The sequence below is a fragment of the Paenibacillus sp. P46E genome (assembly GCF_001909095.1).
Lineage (GTDB): Bacteria > Bacillota > Bacilli > Paenibacillales > Paenibacillaceae > Paenibacillus_AQ > Paenibacillus_AQ helianthi.
The window spans coordinates 38238-60077 of record NZ_LVYZ01000053.1 but is presented as its reverse complement, the minus strand read 5'-3'; the positions used below and the strand labels follow the sequence as shown (position 1 = coordinate 60077).

General features: G+C 49.1%; 20 protein-coding genes. 13 read left to right on the top strand and 7 right to left on the bottom strand.

Going from position 1 to position 21840, the window contains the following annotated elements:
* Positions 1 to 21: 21 nt before the first annotated feature.
* Positions 22 to 1254: an aminopeptidase gene (locus A3849_RS20205; protein WP_074113032.1), complete on the bottom strand. Its 1233-nt coding sequence runs from the start codon at positions 1252 to 1254 to the stop codon at positions 22 to 24.
* A gap of 154 nt (positions 1255 to 1408) precedes the next feature.
* On the opposite strand from A3849_RS20205, the gene A3849_RS20200 reads away from it, so the two are divergent.
* Positions 1409 to 1696 (top strand): hypothetical protein, encoded by a 288-nt coding sequence (locus tag A3849_RS20200; protein WP_074113031.1) that lies wholly within the window; start codon positions 1409 to 1411, stop codon positions 1694 to 1696.
* Positions 1697 to 1790: 94 nt separating this feature from the next.
* Here the strand turns inward: A3849_RS20200 and A3849_RS20195 are convergent, their stop codons facing one another.
* Positions 1791 to 3137 (bottom strand): TrkH family potassium uptake protein, encoded by a 1347-nt coding sequence (locus A3849_RS20195; protein ID WP_074113030.1) that lies wholly within the window; start codon positions 3135 to 3137, stop codon positions 1791 to 1793.
* A gap of 151 nt (positions 3138 to 3288) precedes the next feature.
* On the opposite strand from A3849_RS20195, the gene A3849_RS20190 reads away from it, so the two are divergent.
* Positions 3289 to 3642 (top strand): VOC family protein, encoded by a 354-nt coding sequence (locus A3849_RS20190; RefSeq protein WP_074113029.1) that lies wholly within the window; start codon positions 3289 to 3291, stop codon positions 3640 to 3642.
* A gap of 167 nt (positions 3643 to 3809) precedes the next feature.
* Here the strand turns inward: A3849_RS20190 and A3849_RS20185 are convergent, their stop codons facing one another.
* Entirely contained in the window at positions 3810 to 5123 is a 1314-nt protein-coding gene (locus A3849_RS20185; protein ID WP_074113028.1) for a hemolysin family protein, read from the bottom strand.
* 115 nt (positions 5124 to 5238) lie between these two features.
* Here A3849_RS20185 and A3849_RS20180 point away from each other — a divergent pair, with 115 nt between their 5' ends.
* From A3849_RS20180 to A3849_RS20135, 10 genes are all read left to right on the top strand, one after another.
* Positions 5239 to 6006 (top strand): DUF1836 domain-containing protein, encoded by a 768-nt coding sequence (locus A3849_RS20180; protein ID WP_074113027.1) that lies wholly within the window; start codon positions 5239 to 5241, stop codon positions 6004 to 6006.
* An 80-nt stretch (positions 6007 to 6086) separates the two neighbouring features.
* Positions 6087 to 7304, top strand: a complete 1218-nt coding sequence (locus A3849_RS20175) for an MFS transporter (RefSeq protein ID WP_074084448.1) — start codon at positions 6087 to 6089, stop codon at positions 7302 to 7304.
* Positions 7305 to 7465: 161 nt separating this feature from the next.
* A complete protein-coding gene (locus tag A3849_RS20170) occupies positions 7466 to 9073 on the top strand; it encodes a TerB N-terminal domain-containing protein (RefSeq protein ID WP_074113026.1) in 1608 nt (535 codons plus the stop codon).
* Complete coding sequence (locus tag A3849_RS20165) at positions 9073 to 10392, top strand: ATP-binding protein (protein ID WP_074113025.1); 1320 nt, start codon at positions 9073 to 9075, stop codon at positions 10390 to 10392. The genes A3849_RS20170 and A3849_RS20165 overlap by 1 nt, the downstream gene beginning before the upstream one ends.
* Positions 10389 to 12587, top strand: coding sequence for a DEAD/DEAH box helicase (locus A3849_RS20160; protein WP_074113024.1), 2199 nt, complete (start codon positions 10389 to 10391; stop codon positions 12585 to 12587). Before A3849_RS20165 ends, A3849_RS20160 begins: the two co-directional genes overlap by 4 nt.
* Positions 12588 to 12806: 219 nt before the next feature.
* Positions 12807 to 14177, top strand: coding sequence for a sugar ABC transporter substrate-binding protein (locus tag A3849_RS20155; protein ID WP_083613600.1), 1371 nt, complete (start codon positions 12807 to 12809; stop codon positions 14175 to 14177).
* A gap of 127 nt (positions 14178 to 14304) precedes the next feature.
* Positions 14305 to 15195: a carbohydrate ABC transporter permease gene (locus A3849_RS20150; RefSeq protein ID WP_074113023.1), complete on the top strand. Its 891-nt coding sequence runs from the start codon at positions 14305 to 14307 to the stop codon at positions 15193 to 15195.
* A gap of 17 nt (positions 15196 to 15212) precedes the next feature.
* Positions 15213 to 16037 carry a carbohydrate ABC transporter permease gene (locus A3849_RS20145; protein ID WP_074113022.1) on the top strand — a complete coding sequence of 275 codons (825 nt, stop codon included), beginning with the start codon at positions 15213 to 15215 and terminating at the stop codon, positions 16035 to 16037.
* Positions 16038 to 16112: 75 nt separating this feature from the next.
* Positions 16113 to 17879, top strand: a complete 1767-nt coding sequence (locus A3849_RS20140; RefSeq protein WP_074113021.1) for a cache domain-containing sensor histidine kinase — start codon at positions 16113 to 16115, stop codon at positions 17877 to 17879.
* Positions 17876 to 19084 carry a response regulator gene (locus tag A3849_RS20135; RefSeq protein WP_074113020.1) on the top strand — a complete coding sequence of 403 codons (1209 nt, stop codon included), beginning with the start codon at positions 17876 to 17878 and terminating at the stop codon, positions 19082 to 19084. Before A3849_RS20140 ends, A3849_RS20135 begins: the two co-directional genes overlap by 4 nt.
* A 102-nt stretch (positions 19085 to 19186) precedes the next feature.
* Here A3849_RS20135 and A3849_RS20130 read toward each other — a convergent pair whose 3' ends face one another.
* From A3849_RS20130 to A3849_RS33005, 4 genes are all read right to left on the bottom strand, one after another.
* The gene (locus A3849_RS20130) at positions 19187 to 19540 is read right to left on the bottom strand and encodes a DUF4190 domain-containing protein (RefSeq protein WP_074113019.1); all 354 of its coding nucleotides are present in this window, start codon (positions 19538 to 19540) and stop codon (positions 19187 to 19189) included.
* A gap of 190 nt (positions 19541 to 19730) precedes the next feature.
* Complete coding sequence (locus tag A3849_RS20125) at positions 19731 to 20519, bottom strand: GNAT family N-acetyltransferase (RefSeq protein ID WP_074113018.1); 789 nt, start codon at positions 20517 to 20519, stop codon at positions 19731 to 19733.
* A 79-nt stretch (positions 20520 to 20598) separates the two neighbouring features.
* Positions 20599 to 20784, bottom strand: a complete 186-nt coding sequence (locus A3849_RS32480) for a hypothetical protein (protein ID WP_143191869.1) — start codon at positions 20782 to 20784, stop codon at positions 20599 to 20601.
* Positions 20785 to 20916: 132 nt separating this feature from the next.
* Positions 20917 to 21087 carry a hypothetical protein gene (locus A3849_RS33005; RefSeq protein ID WP_167374780.1) on the bottom strand — a complete coding sequence of 57 codons (171 nt, stop codon included), beginning with the start codon at positions 21085 to 21087 and terminating at the stop codon, positions 20917 to 20919.
* A 164-nt stretch (positions 21088 to 21251) separates the two neighbouring features.
* On the opposite strand from A3849_RS33005, the gene A3849_RS20120 reads away from it, so the two are divergent.
* Positions 21252 to 21806 carry a GrpB family protein gene (locus A3849_RS20120; protein WP_256700828.1) on the top strand — a complete coding sequence of 185 codons (555 nt, stop codon included), beginning with the start codon at positions 21252 to 21254 and terminating at the stop codon, positions 21804 to 21806.
* Positions 21807 to 21840 lie beyond the last annotated feature (34 nt).

Here is a 21840-nt window from a genome sequence, read left to right as displayed (position 1 = left end):
GATCTCTCTGTTCCGTTTCAGTTAGAACGCCCAGTTACCCTTCAGGAATACAGGTTCCTTGGTGCCATCAGCAGTAATGCCATAAATGTCCATCTCAGGTGAACCGATCATAAAATCGACATGGGTAACACTTGTATTCAAACCGCGTTCTATCAATTGTTCCTGATTCATGTCCTTACCCCCTTCAAGACAGAAGGCATAAGCTGTACCGATGGCCAGATGGTTAGAGGCATTCTCATCGAACAACGTATTGAAATACAGGATATTGGATTCGGATATTGGAGATTTATGAGGGACCAGGGCAACTTCGCCGAGATATTTTGCTCCTTCATCCAGACCGATGAGATATTCGAGTGCTTCCTGGCCTTTTTCAGCTTTTACAGTAACGATCCGGCCTTGCTCAAAAGTAATAGTGAAGTTATCGATGATGTTCCCGCCGTAGCTAAGCGGTTTGGTGCTTCTTACGGTTCCGTTAACACCGGTTTTGAGTGGGGCTGTGAATACTTCTTCAGTTGGCATATTGGCGACAAAAGAATGACCTTTGGCATTGATGCTGTCTCCTTGAGCCCACAGATGGCCTTCAGGCAGCTCGATGCTAAGGTCTGTGCCGGGTGCTATGTAATGAAGACTTTTGTATTTTTTGGCGTTCAAGACATTGGCTTTTTGTTCAAGTGTATCCAAATGCTCCTGCCAGGCCGCTACCGGATCTTCACGGTCCAGGCGCACAGTGTGGAAAATCGCGTCCCAAAGCTTGCTGATGCGTTCTTCTGCCGGAACTTCAGGGAATACTTTATCTGCCCATGGCTGCGACGGGATGGCAACAATGCTCCAGCTGACTTTATCGGACATTTGCATTTCACGGTATTTGGTCAGTGCCGCTCCGCGGGTTTTCTGGAAGTTTGCAATCCGTTCCGGATCAATGCCTTTGAGGGCGTCGGGGTCCTCTGCGATAACATGAAGAAAAGCTGCTCCATTCTCAGCGAACTCGGTCATTTCTCCTGCGAACCATGTAGGTGCCTTCGTGAACACTTCCGGTGCGGCATGCTCGAATTGCTGGCGGGTGATGAACTCATCACTCCAGTTGACTTTGACCTGGCTTGCACCGATGGCATATGCCTTGGCTGTAATCATACGAACGAATTCTGCGGCCGAGATTGGCGCACTCACGACGAGGATTTGTCCGGGTTGAACATTAACACCAATTTGAACCGCCAAATCCGCATATTTACTGAGCTGAGTTTCCAGTGGGGTCATTGCAATTCCCTCCATTATCGATTGATTTAGTCTTTAGTATTAAATTATTAACCGCCGGATGAAAAAAGTCAATTGGCTTACATTAGGTAGGGAAAAGCTCTCATCTCATGATATACTAAAGGAAAGTTAGGATATGATGAAGGGAAGATAAGACATGAACGTGGATATTATAAAAGCAGAAATGAAACGCGAAGAGGATCGGAGCTTCGTAGGGAGAACGGTCTTTACACTTGAAAATCACAGTTCCCCTTATGAGATCACATTTTTCAGCAAACGCGGCACGGAATGGGATTACAGTCTGAGCTTTGCCGGTGAGCCGGGAAGTGAGGAGCAGTTCCTGGAAACCGATGCGCTGCTTGAAAATGATGACGATGTCTACAATTTGCTGCTGGATGCGGCACTGGATACCCAGGAGGTTCCGGAAGAGGCTGAGGAAGAGTAAATGATAAATGCGACCCTTAATGGCATGAATGATGCCGGAAAGGGTCGCATTTTTGTTGAGAATAATAAAGTGGAGAAAGCCGTTTCTGCTTGTATCAGCCAATCGTGATATTGCCTTCGGGATAGCGGTAGAGCTCTTTGCTGTTCTTCGGCTTGAGGGCATAAGCCAGCGTCAACGGGCCTGTCCGGCCAACGAACATCAGAATAATTACCAGTAGTTTGCCTATCGTTGTAAGATCAGGTGTAAGCCCCATGGTGATGCCAGAGGTGCCAAATGCGGAGACAGCCTCAAAGAGCACAGTCAAGAAATCAGCGCTTTCGGTGACCGACAACAGCATCGTTGCAGCAACAACGAGAATGAGCGAGAGCAGAGACAGCGTAATTGCCCGATATACATTTTCTTTGGAGATGCGGTGGCGGAACATGACAATGTCTTCCTTGCCCCGGATCTTGGCATGAACTGTACTGACGAGGATAGCGAAGGTAGTGATCTTAATCCCCCCGCCTGTAGAACCTGGAGCTGCACCAATGAACATTAGAAGGATCATAAGGAACTGGGTGGATTCCCGCAGAAGCGGAATCTCGATGGTTGTAACACCGCCAGAGCGCGGGGTAATTGCCTGAAGGAAAGAGGCCATTATTTTGCCTCCAGGATGCAGCGGCCCCAGGGTGTTGTTCAACTCTAGCCAGAAAAAGACTATTGCCCCGCCCAGAATTAAAACGGCTGAAGCCGAAAGGACGACTTTGGAATGTAGGGTCAACCGTCTACGCTTTGGATAATCAACCAGATCGGACAGGACGATAAAGCCAACTCCACCCAAGAAAATCAATAGCATGGAGGTAATGTTCACAACCGGATCTTCAGCATAACGTGTGAGGCCACTGAAGGGTCCGTGTACATCGCCGAAAAGATCAAAACCCGCATTGTTGAAGATCGAAATGCTATGAAATAATCCATAATATATCGCTTTGCCGAAATTCATATCCTGCGTAAATCTGGCGGCAAAAAGAATGGCACCGCAAAGTTGAATGACAAGTGAATATACGAGTACCCTCTGTATCAGCCGGACAATACCCTGGATTGAATTCTGGTTCATCGATTCCTGCAGCAGCAGCCGTTCTTTCAGCGAGATCCGCTTGTTGAGCACAAGGGTAATGAGCGTAGCCATAGTAACGAAACCCAGTCCGCCGAACTGAAATAATACCAGCAGCACGATTTGCCCAAATACGGTAAGCTCCGTTCCGGTATCGATAACGGCAAGACCTGTTACACAGGTTGCTGAGGTCGCCATGAACAAAGCATCAATTATAGAAATTCTCTCTCCGGTGGAAGCCGCCGGGAGGCATAGAAGGATCGTTCCGGCTGCGATCAGCAGTAAGAAACCCAAGGATAAAATTTTAGGTGGTGTCAGCTTTTGATGTCTAAAAAGGACGATGGTCAATTGAAATTCTCCTGACGTCTGAAGATAATTTGACAAGATTATACCATATCTTCATATCCGTCCTCTAAAGGGGGAGGGAATTGACATATTTTATCGAAATGGTTAAGAGGTCCAATTATATTAGAAGTTATATAGAGGAGGCATACTGGCTGTGACAAGTCCGATTCTGAATCAGATTGGTGCTGTTTTCATTCCGGTAAGTGATATTGAACGGTCGAAAAACTGGTATTGCAGTTTACTGGGGCTTCCCCTTGACGGTGAGGTGCTGTTCAATCATTTGTACGTGGTTCCAATGCAAGGACCCGGTATTGTGCTGGACAGCAGGATTTTCACAACCGAAGCCGTACTGAAGGTTCCTTCTTTCCACCTGAACACTGAGGATATTGATGCGGCATATGATTTTGTCAAGGAATCCGGAGCGGAGCTGCTGACTGACATTGAGCATGATCACTGGTTCAATTTCAAGGACCCGGACGGGAATATACTGATGATATGCCGATGTTAAGAGAAGCCACAGAATAATTAATGGAATTAAGTAATATAAAAGATTAATGGCGTTAAATATATAACAGAACACTTCTGATACCTCTGATCCATTGGCTGTTCTTCAAACGAAAAGGCGCTCCAAACCGGAGCGCCTTTTGCTATATTTAATGTGTTTAATTATTCCGGCTATACATACTGATTATCCAATCCAGGCTGTGAGATTTCAATTTCAACCTTACGAATCCGGTGCCGGTTCATTTCAAGGACGGTAAGCTTGACATCTTCATGGGTCACGCTTTTACCGACTGCTGGTTCCTCCAGATGACTGTAGAGCCATCCTCCGATCGTGGTTACCTCATCGTCATGCAGATCAAGACCTGTCAGTTCCTTGATTTCCAGGACAGAGACATTGCCGTCGAATAAATAATGGAATTCACTCAGCTTCTCGATATTGCGGCGTTCGTCACCGTCGAATTCATCGCGGATCTCACCGACGATTTCTTCGAGAATATCTTCGATGGTTATCAGGCCTGAGGTTCCGCCGTATTCATCAAGCAGCAGGGCGATATGCACACGCTCTTTTTGCATACGGGTCAGCAGGGTTTTCACTGGAGTAACTTCAGACACGGTTAGAAGCGGTAAAATCAGGCTTTTAAAATCGAATTCCGGATTGTTGTCGTATTGTAAATAAAGCTGTTTGGTATTGATCATTCCGATGATATTGTCTTTACTTCCGTCAGCCACCGGAAAACGGGTGTATTGCTCCTTACGGATGATTTCTAAGTTCTCTTTCAGGGAATGGTCGGTGAACAGGCAAACCATGTCTGTCCGAGGCACCATGATCTCTTTGGCCAGCATTTCATCGAAGGTGAAGATCCGGTTTACATAGCCATATTCAGCTTTGTTGATTTTACCGCTCTCATAGCTCTCGGAGAGAATCAGACGAATCTCATCTTCACTATGCGCATCTCCATGCTCGCTTGCCGGCTTCATCCCGAACATGCGGACAAGCAGGTTGGCGGAACCGTTCATCAGCCAAATCAGCGGGTACAAAACTTTGTAGAACCAAATAATCAGCGGTGAGGTAATTTGACCGATTTTCTCCGGAATATTGATAGCGGCCGTCTTCGGGGCAAGCTCACCGACTACGACATGCAGGAATGTGGCAATAATGAATGCCAGTGCAAAAGCAATGGGCTCACTCACACTGTGGCTGATATTGCCAAGATCGAACAATGGAATCAGAAGCTGCTCAAATGCAGGTTCAGCCAAAGCCCCGATTCCCAGTGCCGTAATTGTGATCCCCAGCTGGCAAGCCGATAAATAGCCGTCCAGGTTAGCTGCAACCCGTTGTACCGCCAGGGCATTCTTCTTGCCCTCCAGCACCATCTGGCTAATCTGGCTGCCTCTCAGCCGTACTAGTGCAAATTCCGTCGCTACAAAAAATGCGGTTAAAATGATCAAAATTGCCACAAGCGTCAAACTAAGTCCTATACCCATATAATCTTTACCATCCCTCTCGTCGTTAAAATAGGTTATACTCATATTATGAGTTCATATGAACTCATTGTACGAACTTTTCAACAGAAAATCAAATGGCGAAGGGGTGCCATATATGGAAGCTTTTACACTCAGCCGAATTGAGATGTCCGAACTGCTGCTGTCTCTGAACGGAGCTGTGGAACGGAAGCCATTGCATATTTTGCAGGCTGCCTGGTCAAAATTTCATCATGAAGAGGTAGAAAAGGGGGCTTCGCTTCCGGCTTTTCTATCGACGGAGATTCCTCCCATTCTGCAAAAGCTGATCAAAGGCGGAAACGTAAAGGGGCTGTCCCTTGGAGAAATCGCCACACTGGGCCACCTGATAGAGTATTCTACACTCTCTGCCACTTCTATGCAGAATTGGGTGAAACGCGATTTCAAAGAATATCTGGGCTCGCCCAGGGAGGGCAAAAAATACTCCGTTAATCAGGCAGCGCTTCTATTAATGATCGATGACCTGAAAGCAGCGCTTGATTTCGAGAGTATCCGCCAGCTGTTCCGGATGCTCTTTCTGGCCCCGGAGCGGGACGATGATGATCTGGTCGAACCCGCACAGCTATATCACGCTTATGCGGAGTTGTTTGAGGAAATTAAGAGCAGTCCTGTGATGCCTATCCAGGGAATCGCCGACCGTAACTCGCAGCAGGAGTACTCCTCTAAGGCGGACAGGGTGCTTAAGGTATCGCTCGATCATATGATGCAGCGTTTGAACCATTTAACAAGGTCTCAGCGGCATGCCGTACGGAATATGTTAATGATTGCCGCCATCTCTGTACAGACCTGCTATTTCCAGGCATTGGCCCGACAATACTGTAACGCAGCGCTATTCCTTGATTTTTGAACCCTCCAATCTTAGAATGTGTAAGTGAAACAAGCAATAAATACCAGGCTGATTAGTCGGTGTTAGGGAAGAGGTGCACAATGCTAAATAATATGTCGCTGCTGCAAAATCCGAAGCAAAGGAAACTGCTGTTCAGTGCGGGCCTTAGCTGGATGTTTGATGCGATGGATGTGGGGATGATTTCTTTTGTGGTGGCGGCGCTTGCCAAGGAATGGGGCCTTGGTCCAGAAAAAATCGGATATTTGACGAGCATCAATTCTATAGGTATGGCAGTAGGAGCGGCGGCTGCAGGTATTCTGGCTGACCGTTTCGGACGTAAATCAGTACTGCTGTGGACACTTCTTATTTTCTCACTGGCGAGCGGATTATCGGCTTTTGCCGCCGGGTATGCCATGCTGTGTGTGCTGCGCTTTATCGCCGGCTTTGGACTTGGCGGAGAGCTGCCTGTAGCCTCAACTCTGGTCTCGGAAAGTATGCCAGCGAAGGAAAGAGGCCGGGCGGTGGTCCTGCTGGAGAGCTTCTGGGCGGTCGGCTGGATCGTTTCGGCGTTAATCGCTTATTTCGTGATTCCAGATTACGGTTGGAGAGTGGCTTTTGCTATTGGTGCCGTACCTGCCCTGTATGCGCTGTACTTGCGTCGGGCGATTGATGACTCTCCACGGTTTGCGGAGATCCAAAAGAAAGCTCCTGTACCCTTGCGGAGCCGCATTGCCACCGTCTGGTCCGGGGAATACCGGCGTTCGACGATCATGCTTTGGATTTTGTGGTTCACGGTTGTTTTTTCCTATTACGGCATGTTTCTATGGCTGCCTACCGTCATGGTAATCAAAGGCTTCAGTCTGGTGAGAAGCTTTGAGTATGTACTAATTATGACGCTGGCACAGCTGCCAGGATATTTCACAGCAGCTTATTTCATCGAGAAATTCGGCCGCAAGTTTGTGCTTGTGATTTATCTTCTGCTCACAGCGGTCAGTGCTGCGTGGTTCGGGAATTCAAATACCGAGGGCATGCTGATGGCTGCAGGGATCTGCCTGTCGTTCTTCAATCTGGGTGCATGGGGCGGGATGTACGCATACACACCGGAGCTGTACCCGACAGCCATCCGCTCAACCGGGGCAGGACTTGCGACTTCCTTTGGCCGGATCGGCGGGATCATCGCACCGACGCTGGTGGGAGTTATGGTTGGCAATGAAGTAGGCATTGGATCGATATTCATGATCTTTTTCGGGACCATTATCATCGGTGCGTTAGCGGTACTGTTCCTCGGCAAAGAGACCAAAGGGATGGAGCTCAGTTAGTCCCAATTCTTCAGCGGCAGGCTTGATGTTCGTCTGTTAAGAATGCTAATATTAATAGTAAGATGCAGACAGCGTTACTTCATACCAGAAGAACACAAACGGTTCCTTCACTTCTGTGAACAGGACCGTTTTTTCGTAAGACCGGAATGGGGGTGGGAGAGTTGAGAAGAGACGGGAAAGAGCCGCATTTTACAGAACTGGTGTGGGAGAGCACAGAGCAGAATGTGCCGATTCCTCCACGTGCTTCAGCAGAGGCCGGGGTTCCAAAGGCACCAGCGGTCATGCCCAAGAAAAAGACTCCGGTGGAATCAACTGTGCAGCTTCAGCTATGGGATATGGAAGAAACTCAGGAGCCGGTAACTACAACGGAGAGCCAGTTTGTCGTCCGGGCCAGGGAACTGGCGGATCATAAGGAAGCAGCAGCACTGTTTGTTCCTTTCAAAAGCTACTGGCCGACCTACGGGCACATGACCGGAGCGCAGAGCAGATGGTATTTCTTTTGGCGGGATGAGGTCAGACAGGGCAGGTATCCAAAGACGGATCTGTCCTATATCTTTCTCCATGTCTATGAGCTGATCAATGGTGTGGGCTGGGACGAGCCTCAGGAAGGATACCGGCAGCTGAATCTGTTATGGGAAGCTTACAGGGATCAATATAAAAGACTGGATCAATACCTGGGCGGATGGATTGCAGATTTCTCATTTGTGCATCATCTGGAGGTTCCGCTGTCTGGTATTGTAGCCCGATCGCGCGGTCTTGCTGGTGATCTGGCTGAGCTTGAGCTAATGCGCTGTTTGACCTCTGCACCGGAGCAGCTGTCTTTTGAAGTATTGACCGTCATGTCGGATTACGATATCAGCAAATCCAAATTTTATGTAGGTGAAGGTAAAGCCGCGGCAGAACGTTATATCCCGCTGGTGGTTGCGCTGATTGATGCATACGTAGCCCGCAAGCATGGCTCCAATCTGATCGGAATGTTCCCTCCGGGTACGGCAGTCGTGCGGGAGCGTTATCTGTTCCGTAGTGCGGTGTACGACATTTCGTTATATGGATATTCTGTACTTGTGCCAGTGGTGCGGATAAGTAAATCTCCTCCACTACGCAGTCTGATCACCAGGCTGTTCCGGCTGACGGAGAATAAGCTGCGCGCGCTGCTGGGCTACCGGGGTAGGTTAAAGGATGTAAAGGTTGATGCTGATATGGAAGACCTGGTCACCCGGTTTCTGCAGCGTGAATTCCGGAAGGAAGAGCAGAAGGAAAAGGGCCCGGCGGTTATCATTGACCCCCGGAAGCTGAAGCAGCTTCAAAGCGATTCCGACATCGTGCGGACACTGCTTACGGTAGAGGAAAACGAGCTGATGTTGGATCGGCTTCCAGAGGCAGAAGAGGAGTTGCCGGGACTCGCGGAATTGCATGTGTCTGAGGAGGAGAATTGCTCTGCGGATTGCGAAGCTTCTTTTATTATAGAAGAAAGCAGCGCTATGGCTGAGGCCCGTCCTGATGCGGATAATGGTACTGCTGCAATCTTACAACAGTTCGCTGCTGCGCTGACTCCGCTTGAATGGGCTGTCGTTCGTGCTCTGGCAGAAGGTAAAGGAATGAATGTGGTGAACAATCTGGCTGCGGCCGGTGGAACGATGACTGAACTGCTGTTCGATGGAATCAATGAGACTGCGATGGATCTTCTGGGCGATCTGCTGATCGATGAAGAAGAGCTCAACGAGGAATTTATGCCGTTGCTGCAATACTTGGGTGGGGTGAATGATTGATGAGTGTACTGAAGATACCAAAACGGATGACCACTGCGCTGATGAACTCACTGACAGCGGGTGTTGTTCCGCGTATTGGACTGGAGCATATCGCGGTTGGCCGCCGGCCCGAGGTCGAGGCCATACTTCGTGATATGGAAAATATCGCGGAAGGCGGCGCAGCCTTCAAGTTGATTACCGGTAAATTCGGCAGCGGCAAAAGCTTCCTGCTGCAGATTATCCGCAACTACGCCATGGACCGGGACTTTGTAGTGGCGGACGCCGACCTGTCCCCGGAAAGGCGCCTGGTAGGAACCAAAGGGCAGGGACTAGCTACATATAAAGAGCTAATGAGCCATCTGTCCACGCGTACACGCCCGGACGGCGGAGCGCTGGAGATGATCCTCCAGAAGTGGATCGTTAACTTGCAGCAAGCTGTGATGCAGGAGAAGGGCTATGGCCCGGACGCCCCGCAGCTCGGTGAAGAGGTGGAACAGAGAATATTCACTGTGGCTTCGGAAATGCGCGGGCTTGTACACGGTTTTGATTTTGCCAAGGTGTTAGCCGCTTATTGGAACGGTCATAAGCTTGCCGATGATGAACTCAAGCAGGATTCCCTGCGCTGGCTGCGCGGCGAGTTCGCCACCCGTACCGAAGCGCGCAAGGCGCTTGGCGTAGGTGTCATTATCGACGATGACAACTGGTATGATTATATGAAGCTATGGGCTGAATTCACGGGGGCTATCGGGTATCAAGGGCTGCTGCTGTTTATTGATGAAGGGGTTAACTTATATAAGATCACCAACAGTATTTCGCGCCAGAGCAATTATGAGAAGTTGTTGACCATGTTCAACGACACCATGCAGGGTAAGGCGGAACGGCTGGGGATCTTTATTGGGGGGACACCGCAATTCGTCGAAGACGGACGCCGCGGGCTGTTCAGTTATGAAGCGCTGCGGTCAAGGCTTGTAGCTGGACGTTATGGCGGGACGGGTCTTAATAATTTTACCGGGCCAATTATATCACTGGACATGCTCTCTCACGAGGAAATTCTGGTGCTGCTGCAAAAGCTGAGGGACATTCATGCCCTTCACTACGGTTATGAGGCCAAGCTTACGCAGGAACAGCTCGTACATTTCATGGAAGAGGCCGTAGGCCGTCTGGGTGCGGAAGAGTTGCTCACCGCGCGCGAGGTGGTGCGCGATTTCATGGACCTGCTGCATACGTTGCATCAGCATCCGGAAATATCGTTTGAGAAGCTTGTTGGCGAGCGGACGGTAAAGCCTGCTGAAACAGAGACGAACGAGCTGGACGGATTTCTGGCGGAGTTTGACCTATGAGCAGCAATCCGTTTTACAGGCTGGCTCCGTTTATTAAGGAGTTTATCTATAAGAACCGCTGGGAGACACTGCGTGAGGCCCAGGTGGATGCCTGCCGAGTGCTGTTCGATACATCGCATCATCTGCTGATAGCCTCCGGCACAGCTTCCGGCAAGACGGAAGCGGCGTTCTTCCCGGCGCTTACCCAGCTGTATGAAGATCCTTCAGCTTCGGTAGGTATTCTCTACATAGCGCCGCTTAAGGCGCTGATCAACGACCAATTCACCCGGCTGAATGATTTACTGCGCGAAGGGAATATTCCCGTCTGGCACTGGCATGGGGATGTACCGCAGGCAGACAAGACGAAGCTGATGCAGAACCCCTCCGGTGTGCTGCAGATTACACCGGAATCCCTGGAGGGGCTGCTCATGAACCGTCCCAACGCCATTCCTGCGTTGTTCCATGATCTTCGCTTCATTATAGTCGATGAAGTGCATGCCTTTATGGGGGCTGACCGCGGTATCCAGGTGCTCAGCCAGCTTGCCCGGATCAACCGGATGTCGGGCTGCCACCCGCGGCGAATCGGTCTATCTGCCACACTTAGCGACTACGCATCCGTAACGGAATGGCTGGCCGCCGGTACCCGCGAGAGTGTGGAGGTCTCCGCACCGCAGGGCGGGCGCAAGCTGCGCCTCAGTGTCGAACATTTTTCCTTCCCGGACGCACGGGACGAGGTACAGGCCGAACATCTGGAGCGGGCGCGCCAGGCGTATTATGGTTTCATCTACGACCATACACATTCGAAGAAGGCACTCATCTTCACGAACAGCCGATCCGATGCTGAGGAGGCGATCCTGGAGATGCGGCGGCTTGCGGCGAAGCGGGGGGAGCGCGATGTGTTCCATGTACATCACGGAAGCATCTCCGCGATGCTGCGTGAAGAGACGGAGGCTGCGCTCCGTCAGGGAAGTGGTCCGGCGGTGGCGGCAGCTACGCTGACGCTGGAGCTAGGCATTGACCTTGGGGAACTGGAGCGCGTACTGCAGCTTGGAGCGCCCTACAGCTGCGCCAGCTTTGTGCAGCGGCTTGGCCGCTCCGGACGAAGGGGAGACGCCGCCTCGGAAATGATCTTCGTCACGCCGGAGGAAGAGGACGAGGAGGCGCAGCTTCCTGCGCGGATGCCGTGGACGCTGCTGAGGGCTATTGCGGTCATCGAACTCTATGTGCGCGAGAAGTGGGTCGAGCCGCTGGTCGTACGGCAGCTTCCTGTCGGGCTGCTCTACCATCAGACGATGAGCATACTGAAGAGTATGGGCGAAGCCGAGCCGGAGGATCTAAAAGCAGCGGTACTTAGCCTGCCTTCGTTCAGCAGTATTGAGCCTGCCGATTATGATGCGTTCATGGAATATATGATCGGTATGGGCCATATTGAGTCTATGGATGAGGGAAGTCTGCTAATCGGGCTGGCGGGGGAGAAGATCGTCAATAACTTCCGGTTCTATGCCGTATTCAAAGACGACGAGGAGCATGTTGTCTATAACGGCACTGAGGAGATCGGTTCGATTACCACAGTGCCGCCGCCAGGGTACTGTTTCACACTTGCGGGCAAGCTCTGGAAGGTTGAAGAGGTAGACAACCGCCATAAGGCTGTGTATGTCAAAGGCTCGCGCGGTAAGGTCGATACCTTATGGCTAGGTGCTGGAGGGGATGTGCACACCCGCATTATGACCAAGATTCGTGAAGTACTGGGAGCTACGGTGCTGTACCCCTATCTGGCACCCAGTGCGGCCGCAAGACTGGAACGGGCCCGCCGCCTGGCCAAGGAGAGCGGACTGCTTAAGCATTCTGTGCTTCCTGCAGGCGGAGATTCGATGTTCATTCTCCCTTGGGCCGGAAGCCGGCAGTTCCGTACCCTGGAACGGCTGCTGAAGAATAATCTCAGAGGCCCGCTGGGATTACGTTCGGTAACCCCCATGGAGCCTTATTATATGGTTGTTGCCGGAAAAACAGATGCTGAGACTCTGGAGCAGGAGATTATCGCAGAGGCCGCCGCTGCTTCCAATCCGATCGCGCTCTTGGGGCCGGATGAAGCACCGTACCTAGGTAAATACGATGAATTCATTCCGCATGACCTGCTGCGAAAAGCTTTTTCGCTCGACGGGCTGGATGTTCCAGGGCTGGTAGAGGTGCTGAAGCAGTGGGGGAGAACGGAATAAAGAAATCTTGCTGAAGCAGCAAGAAGCTCTGTCCATGCTATTTATAGCAAAGCCTGTTAATGAATAGATTCGAAATTCCAACAACTCCTGCTGCTGAGCACAGGAGTATTTTTTTGGTATACCTAGAAAAAACAAACCTTATTTCTGCAGTTCCTACCTTGTTGGAAGCGCTTAATCAGAAGATAATAAACCTATCACGAACACAGGGGGCATTGATTCATGGTCAACAGACAAATGAAGACAACATTCACCGTCGCACTAACAGCAGCAATGGCTTTAAGCGTTGCGGCATGCGGCAACTCGAACGACAACAGCAAGAATAACGCAGCGTCAAGTGCAAAACCTGACAGCACTAACAGCGGAACAGCAACAAATACAACGAAGAGTGACAAGAAGGTAACCATCACCTTCCAGAACATTTATCCCGATCCAACCACACCGTCCTACAAAATGGTGCATGAGCTGAGTGCTCAGTATGAAAAAGAACATCCAAATGTCAAGATTGAACTGGATACGCTGAACACAGACCAGCAAAAAGTGAAGCTCAAAACGCAAGCGGCTTCCAAAGAAGTACCTGATATCACAATCGTTAACCCGGCCGCACAAATGAAACCGTTTGTAGATGCCGGACTGTTCGCTCCGCTGAATGATATGCTGGACCAGAACGGACTCAAAGACACATATCAATCGGGGCTGCTGGACTACTACAGTTTTAATGGCAATGTATACGCGCTGCCGGATGGTAATAACATCGAAGTGGTTTATTACAACAAAGATTTATTCGCAAAGGCTGGTATCGCTAACACACCAACTACCTTTGAAGAAATGCTTAAAGATGTAAAGATCCTCAAAGATAAAGGCATCACCCCACTGGCAATCGGTGAAAAAGATTCCTGGACAGGTTCCTTCTTGTTCATGAATATCCTGCTTCGCACGAACGGTGGCCCTGGCTTCCTGCAGGACGTAATGGATGGCAAGAAAACCTTTGAAGATCCTGCTTTCGTAGAAGCAGTAGATGCTTTCCAACAGTTGGTTCAAGCAGGCGCGTTCCCTGACGGCGCAACTTCCATCGATGCCAATGCCGGCGGTAACATCTTCAAATCCGGTAAAGCGGCTATGTGGGTTATCGGATCTTGGGAAACAGGCGCAGTTGATGCTTCGTCCGTAGCTGGTAAAGTAGGAGCATTCCAATTCCCTACAGTTAACGGCAAAGGCGACCCTAACCAATTCATGCTTGCACCAGGAAGTGCATTTGCAATATCTGCTAACAGCGAGCACCTGCAGGAAACCAAAGATTTCCTCAACTTCTTCGCCAGCAATCTGCCTAAGAAACAATTTGAATTGAAAAATGCTGTAGGTTTGGGTCAAAAGGTTGACGGCGATTTGAAAGCAGCCGGTTACTCCGATCTGGCGATTACCATTGCCGGTCTGTTCAACCAAGTTAAGGGCGGCGACCTTTCGTTTGACAACACGATGAATCCGGCCACCTCGCAGGTACACTTGAGCAGTATCCAGAACCTGTTCGTGCAGAAAATGGATTCCGCTGCGGTAGCCAAAGAACATCAAACCGCCTTCGAAGCTAATAAATAAGCAGCCACAATCATCGTTCACTCTCGGTGCGAAGCAAGCTGAACCTGGCTTCTTCGCACCGAAATTTATCAATGAATCATAACATCTACTATAGACAAAGAATCTGCTTGTTTAGGAGGCGGGAAAGATGAAAGTACTGAAGGTGCCAGCACGCACAATAGCCGTCTTCGTGTTGCCGTGTCTGTTCTTGTACGTGTGCCTTGTGTTTATACCCATACTGGTTTCACTGTATACAGGTTTATTGAAATGGGACGGACTTACGTCTGCCACATTTGTCGGATTCGGCAATTTCAAAGATATGTTCTTCAATGACCCGGTGTTCTGGCCGTCTGTAAGAAGAACCTTGCTATATGCCGTAGCTTCCATGCTGGAAATTCCACTTTGCCTGGGAATGGCTATTTTGCTTAACCGTTATGTCAAAAGAGGAAATACACTGGTTTCGATCTACTTCACACCGGTTATTCTTTCTGTCGTAATCATTGGACAATTGTGGAAAACGATATACAACCCGGCATCCATGGGCGGTATGCTCAACGGTGTTCTGATTTCTCTGGGACTGGACAGTTGGACACACAACTGGCTGACCGAGCCCAAAATTGCGATGTTCGCTCTTTATCTCGTATCCCTATGGCAGTTCTTCGGTTATCATCTGCTGATTCAGTACACAGGGGTGCAGAATATTCCCGATGAGCTTTATGAAGCGGCCAAAATTGACGGGGCGGACGGATTCAAAGCGGATCGCTACATCACACTTCCGCTGATCGTCCCGATCTTTAAAATATCGATTGTACTGGCGTTTATCGGTTCCCTGCAGGCCTTCGATCTGGTTATGGTTATGACCGCCGGTGGTCCGGCTCACGCAACCGATGTTATCTCCACACATATGTACAACAGTTCATTTATGTCTTTGAAGTATGGATACGGCAGTGCGATTGCCAGCTTCCTGGTTATAGTCTGTCTGGTCTTTACCGGATTTATCAATACCATATTCAATAGAATTGAACGTAGATTCAATTAGAAAAGGAGTGCGCGATCATGCGAAAATTCAAAAAAGGAATCGTGTATCTTCTTTTCGCAATTCCTGTGGTGACCCAGTTATATCCTTTGCTCTGGCTATTACTCTATTCACTGAAAACCAATGAAGAAATTATGGATGGCAGCTTTTTCTCCTTCCCCAAAACCTTTCAATGGCATAACTACAGTGAAGCCTATACTTCAGGCAGCTATCTGAAATACTTGTCCAACAGTGTGTTCGTTACCGGCATTACAATGATCTGTGTTATCGTGCTGGCTTCCATGGTGGCTTATGCCATTTCGCGTTTCCGCTGGAAATACGGCAATGTCGTTATGACGATCTTCCTGATGGGCATGATGATTCCGATGCAGGCGACACTGCTGCCGCTGATGATTATTTTCAAGAATATTCACGTTCTGAACACTCATTTGTCGCTGATCCTGCCTTATGTTGCTTTCTCTACACCGATTGCTGTCTTCATCCTTTCCGGGTTCATGAGAGATATCCCCCACGAGATAGAGGAATCAGCATTTATTGATGGAGCAAGCGTATACCGGATCTTCCGCAGCATTATTCTTCCGGTGTCTATTCCGCCGGTAATGACTGTATGTATCCTGACCTTTATCAATATCTGGAATGAATACATCCTGGCGGCAACCTTTATTTCCTCCGAGAAGCTAAAAACATTGCCATTCGGGGTATACACGTTTGTTAGCCAGTATTCCGTAAATTACGGCAACATCGGGGCATTCCTGGTCATGGGCGCGCTGCCGGTTATCCTGATCTACTTCTTCCTGTCCAACAAAATTACCAAAGGTATGGTTGCAGGAGCGGTTAAAGGCTAATCATCGTTGCAAATAAAAATGGGATAGATCTATAATAGGAAACGGCAGGACAGGGTGTTGAAAGGAGAGAGTCCTATGAAAAGCGGCTTTCATTCCATCCATCATCGGTTGTTCTTGCTGTTTCTTTTTTGCATGTCCAGTATTCTGCTTATTGTCAGCCTGCTGTACTATAACCGGACTACCGTGCAATTGCATGAGAAGATCAGTGATTTGTCGCAAAAGAACGTCTCCCAGACGGCCGGGCTGTTCAGCCTGCTCTACAAAGGGTACGATTCTCTGTCCAAATCACTCAGCAACAACTTCGAGATGATTCGATTGATTAATGAAACAACGGATGAACCGGCGGTAGCCTACATTAATGAGCAGACTATCACCAATATTATCGGTTCCATATTTTATTCGCGGGATGATCTGGTGGGCATCCACGTCATTACAGACAAGGGCAAGATTTATAATTACGGGAACTATATGAATGTCGTCGATCCGAAATACCACAGTCAGGATTGGTACAAACAGCTTCAAGCCTCTTCCGGCAAAATGGTCTGGCTCGGCGTATATCAGCATTCGTTAATCGACCAGGTGGAGGATAGCCCGGTGTTTGCTTTTGGCCGGCAAATCTATGATCTGAATGAGCATAAGCCGATCGGTATTGTTCTCTATGAGACGAATCCCCAGCCGGTTCTTGACGCGCTAGAGAACCTTAAGCTGGGTGCGCACAGCCAGGTGTACTTGATGTCAGAGGATGGGCGGTTTGTGACCTCAGCAACAGACCCGGCTCCGGTGATGGGGACGCTGCCTTCCTTACAGAGTTTTCAGAATCAGAGTGTCCGGCAGGAAGCGGGACGTCTCGTTGTGGCCTCTAAGCTGTCTTTTTCCGGGTGGTGGGTAATGAGTATTACACCGGATAAGGATCTCAATGTGGAATTGAAAGAGATGAAACGCTATTTGCTGATTGTCATCTCGATTCTAATTCTGGTTTCGACGTTAATTGCGTCTATTGTATCTCTGACAATCTCCTCACCGCTAAAAAAGCTGATTCGCGAAATGAGGCAGGTGGAGGTCGGGAACTTCCGGGGAATGGTCAATGTGTCCTCCTACCAGGAGATTAATATTCTCGTAGCTTCCTTTAACCGGATGGTCCGGCGGATTGAAGAACTGATTGAACGCGTGAAACTGTCCTCTGTCAGTGAAAAAAATGCAGAGCTGCATGCCCTGCAGTCCCAGGTCAATCCGCATTTCCTCTATAACACACTGGATATGATTTACTGGATGCTGGATGAGGAGGGAAATGAGCAGCTGGGCGAGCTGGTGCTCTCCCTGTCATCGATGTTCCGGTACAGCAGCCAATGGGAGGATGCCGCCGAGGTTACCCTGCGTGAAGAGCTGGAGCAGATTGGACATTATCTGAAGATCATTTCTATCCGCTTGGAAGGAAGACTGCAGATTGTCATGGATATCGACGAGCACTGGCTGAACATCCGTGTTCCGAAGATGACAGTGCAGCCGGTTATTGAGAACGCCGTCAAGCATGGTCTGGAATCCCTGAGCCGCCAAGGGATTCTGAAGGTGTACACACGCGAAGAGGGTTCAATTCTGCAATTGATTGTGGAGGACAACGGCGATGGAATGACTGCCGGGCAGCTGGAGCGCCTGCTTCAGTCCCTGAACGGGGATAGGCCCAAAGAAGGCAGCAAAGGCGGGATTGGGCTCCAGAATCTGCACCGCCGCCTGCAGCATATGTTCGGAGAGGAATATGGCCTGCACATTCAGAGCTTTCCCGGAGAAGGGACACAGGTTGCCATTGTGCTGCCGATTAGGTTGGAAGGAGACAACATCACGTGAATATTCTTGTAGCCGATGATGAAAGAGTAATCCGCGAAGGCATCATGCGAACCATCGGACAGATCAGTCCGGATCATCAGGTATTTGTGGCGGCAAAGGCGGAAGACGCCGTCAAGATTATGGAAGAGCAGCGGATTCACATCGTTCTGACGGATATTTTGATGCCAGGGATGAGCGGACTTGAATTCATGAAGATCTCCAAGCGCCGGTACCCTTATGTGAAATGGGTCGTGATCTCGGCGCACAGTGAGTTCTCTTATGCCCAGGAGGCGGTACGACTTGGGGCGAGGGATTATCTGCTTAAGCCCATTGGCAAGAGCAAGCTGCTGGAAATCATCACTAATCTCACCGTTGAAATTGAGCAGGACAATGATATTTCCCGGCAGGGAGAGCGGCTGAAAGCGAGTCTGCGGTTTCTGAGGGAAGGCGTCTTTCAGCGTTTAGCCTCAGGACTCGATATCGGTAATTTGGACATTGAGCCCTTCATTGAAGATTATAAGCATTTCTATATGGTGATGGTGCAGCTGGATTCGGAGGACAGAAGCATACGGCTGGAGCACTTCATCGTCGAGAATGTGCTGTCTGAGCTTATTGAGCTGCACGGACGAGGCTTTGTTGTCAGCTATGACCGCCAGAGTCTGCTTGGACTCATCACCCTGCGGGAGGATGCCACAATTCAGCAGTTTCAGGATGAAGTGAAGGAGCATCTCACACATTATTTAAAGATCCCGTTTCAAATGATACACTCCGGCCTCAGCTATGATTTCAATACTGTTCCGCAGGTCGTCAAACGGATGAGGGAAGCCTCGGCTTCGCAGGCACTGGAGCTCGAACCGATGAAGGGGAGCGGGGAGAAGGCAATCGATGTGGCGCTGCATTATATCAAGGAGCATTTCTATGAAGACTTGTCCCTGGAAAAAATGGCTTCGGTAGTTTTCCTGAATCCGGCTTATTTCAGTCAGCTGTTCAAGCAAAAAACCGGGCAGGGCTACAAAGAGTATGTTACTTCGCTGCGGCTGGAGCAGGCCAAGCTGTTATTGCTTAATCCGAAATTGAAACTGGCTGAGATCGCGGAGCGTGTAGGGTATCAGGACATGAAGCATTTCACCCAGATGTTCCGCAAACGGTACCAGTTAACTCCTACCGAGTATCGCCAGCAGCAGAATATCAATATTCTGATGAGCAAAGGAACGCCGCCGCAATAATCACCCCACCTATACTGCAACATAAAAAGGAAGCGGATACCAGGTTTCGAAACCGGTGTCTGCTTCCTTTTATATTCAAAATATAAGGATTTATAGGACAGGTTAGATGTTGTTGAAGCTGTTAAAGGTATTAATGCCGCCATCATAGTCATTAAAGAAAATAATTGCAACAACGACGATAGCAATAATAACCGCATAAATAATAGTGCCTACAATTCCGCAGACCAGCCCGGCAATAGCCATTCCTTTGCCTTGTTCATAACGGGTGCGGATCTCTTTGAGCGAAATGGCGGAGAGAATGATGGCAATAATCCCGAAGATCAGACCAATATAAGGAGATACGATCGATAAAATTCCCAGCACCAGGGCGGCAACGGATTTGCCGTTTGTTTTGGCGGGCGCGGGTGGCTGTGTGTAGTATTCCTGATTTCCAAATGGCGGGGGTTGATAACTCATGTGATAGCTCCTTTTATGTGTATTGTGTACCACGGCTCCAGTGTATTATATAATATTTTCCAACCGGAGATGTGCTCTTTGTTCAAAGATAAGAATTTTTATGTTTCACGCGATAAATTATCCTTCTATTTCTCGCTGAAACGGATACCGTCCTCAAAAGGACGGCGAAGCCGTTTCCACTTGTAATTATTTATATCGGCTGTTCTATGTAGTTGATCCAGTGTGTAAGCTTCACAACAAGCGGCAGACCTAGAGACTCCGCCAGTCGAATGGAAGGAATATTATTGTCCTGAACCTGGTATCTGGGGATGTAACCCCTGTGCAGGGTATGGAATAGTGCTGTGCGGACCACACGCTTCGCCAATCCCTTGTTCCTTCCTTCTTCAACGGTATGCACACCCCCGATTTCCCAGATCTGTTCTTCATTACGGAAAACAAAACAGGTACTCAGCGGAAATTCGCCTTCAAAAAGAGATACGGAAAAAGCACCTTCCGCAAAATAATGCCCGATTTCGTCGCTGGAATAGCCATTTGCCGCCCACAACGGAAATAGTCTTTCATCTGGCTGTTCACAGAGCACTGTATCCCTGTCCTCGGCGAAGGAATGAGCGGCTGTTGTGCTGTAGGAGTAAAAACAGCGGGTTTTATTGAGCGAATAGTGTTCAGAAAGTGCAAGTACACTATATTCATCCTGAAGCTTGAAGACAAGCCTGGCATCCTTGGGCAACTGGTCAATTAATGCCGGGAGCAGATCCGGGCTGCTGTAATCCAAGAGCACGATGGTGTTGGCATTGGGATAAGCTCTGAGATCATATGAGAAAGCATTAGCCGGCAGCAGCAGCAGAATACCCCAATTGTTCTCCTGCTCGATAAGATAACTGTCCATCACTTGGTGGTGTGCAGTAAGCATTTTTAGCAAGGTGACATTTTTCAGCGGATTCATGCGCAGCTTCTCCATAATCCTGTCGTACTGGATCATTTGTGTTCACCTCCTGTCCGGTTTGAGAATCCAGAATCGGGCATTTCTTCTATATTACTATAAAATCCTCCATTTGGCCTCAAGAATATTCCCTGATGTGATTCAATCCCCGTACAGTCAGAGTACTGAATAGGAGTACCAGCAACCCCGCCGCAAGCATAACTGGAGCCGGACCGAAGACAACCGCTGAAGTGAGAACACCGTCGTCGCAGAAGGGGGCTACACTCATCAGAGATGCGAGCACGCTGAACACCCGACCCTGCAATGTCTCCGGCACCTCCAGCCTGAGAATCTAGAACATAGACTATCGCTACTGTTCAAGGCAGTCAGTTCCACATGGTTACATGAAAAGACTGCACTTTCGTCCAAAAGCAACGAGGTGCAGTCTTTCCGTCAACTAAGTTTCATTTTTGGTAACACCATTTAAGCTTGGCACGTAATCGGCAGCTTTATTGTTGCTAACCATTTGTGGTTCTTCGGTGAGATGATCGTGATTCTGCTGATTGTTTTTCTTATCCGCACGGTTATTGGCGCGGTCGTGTTTGGGATCGGCGCTGTTTTTGGGCATGACGTTCACCTCCATCTCTCCGAGCTTAGTATGAGACGGTGTTTTGTATTTTATCCCAGTATCTTATCCATCTAAGAGCAAAAAGTATTGTGCGAGCTTAAATGACAGATCCTGCTATAATAGTTGTGCAATACAATGCTGGTCTATTATGAAACGTAAAGAAGGTGAACAGCATCGCTAAAAAAACTAAGGTTGTTGAAGTGGTTCCTTATGATCCTGCATGGAAGAGTGAGTTCGGCAGATTGCGCGAATGGCTGCTTGAAATAACCGGTGATCTTATCCTGGCTGTTGAACATGTCGGCAGCACTTCAGTTGAAGGATTGTCGGCCAAACCCATCATCGATATAGATTTGGTGATGGAGAGCTATGAGGTTTTCCCGGTGATCGTTGAGCGGTTAAGTCAATATGGATATGTTCATCAAGGCAATCTCGGTGTCGAAGGCAGGGAGGCATTCAATCGGGAGCAGGAAGACGGGTTCATGAAATATCATCTGTACGTGTGTCCAAAGGACGGTAAAGGGCATCAGGAGCATATTATTTTACGCGAATATCTACGGGTCAACCCATCAGCCGCACGGGAATATGAACAAGTGAAGCTGGATCTAGCCGAACAGTTCCGGTATGATATCGATGCTTACTGCGAGGGGAAGACGGCTGTGGTCCATTCAATTTTGCAAAGGGCTGGTTATGCTGGAGCCACACAAGAACATCACACCTAAATGACTGTGTAGCTATTTTGTAGAGAACTCAATA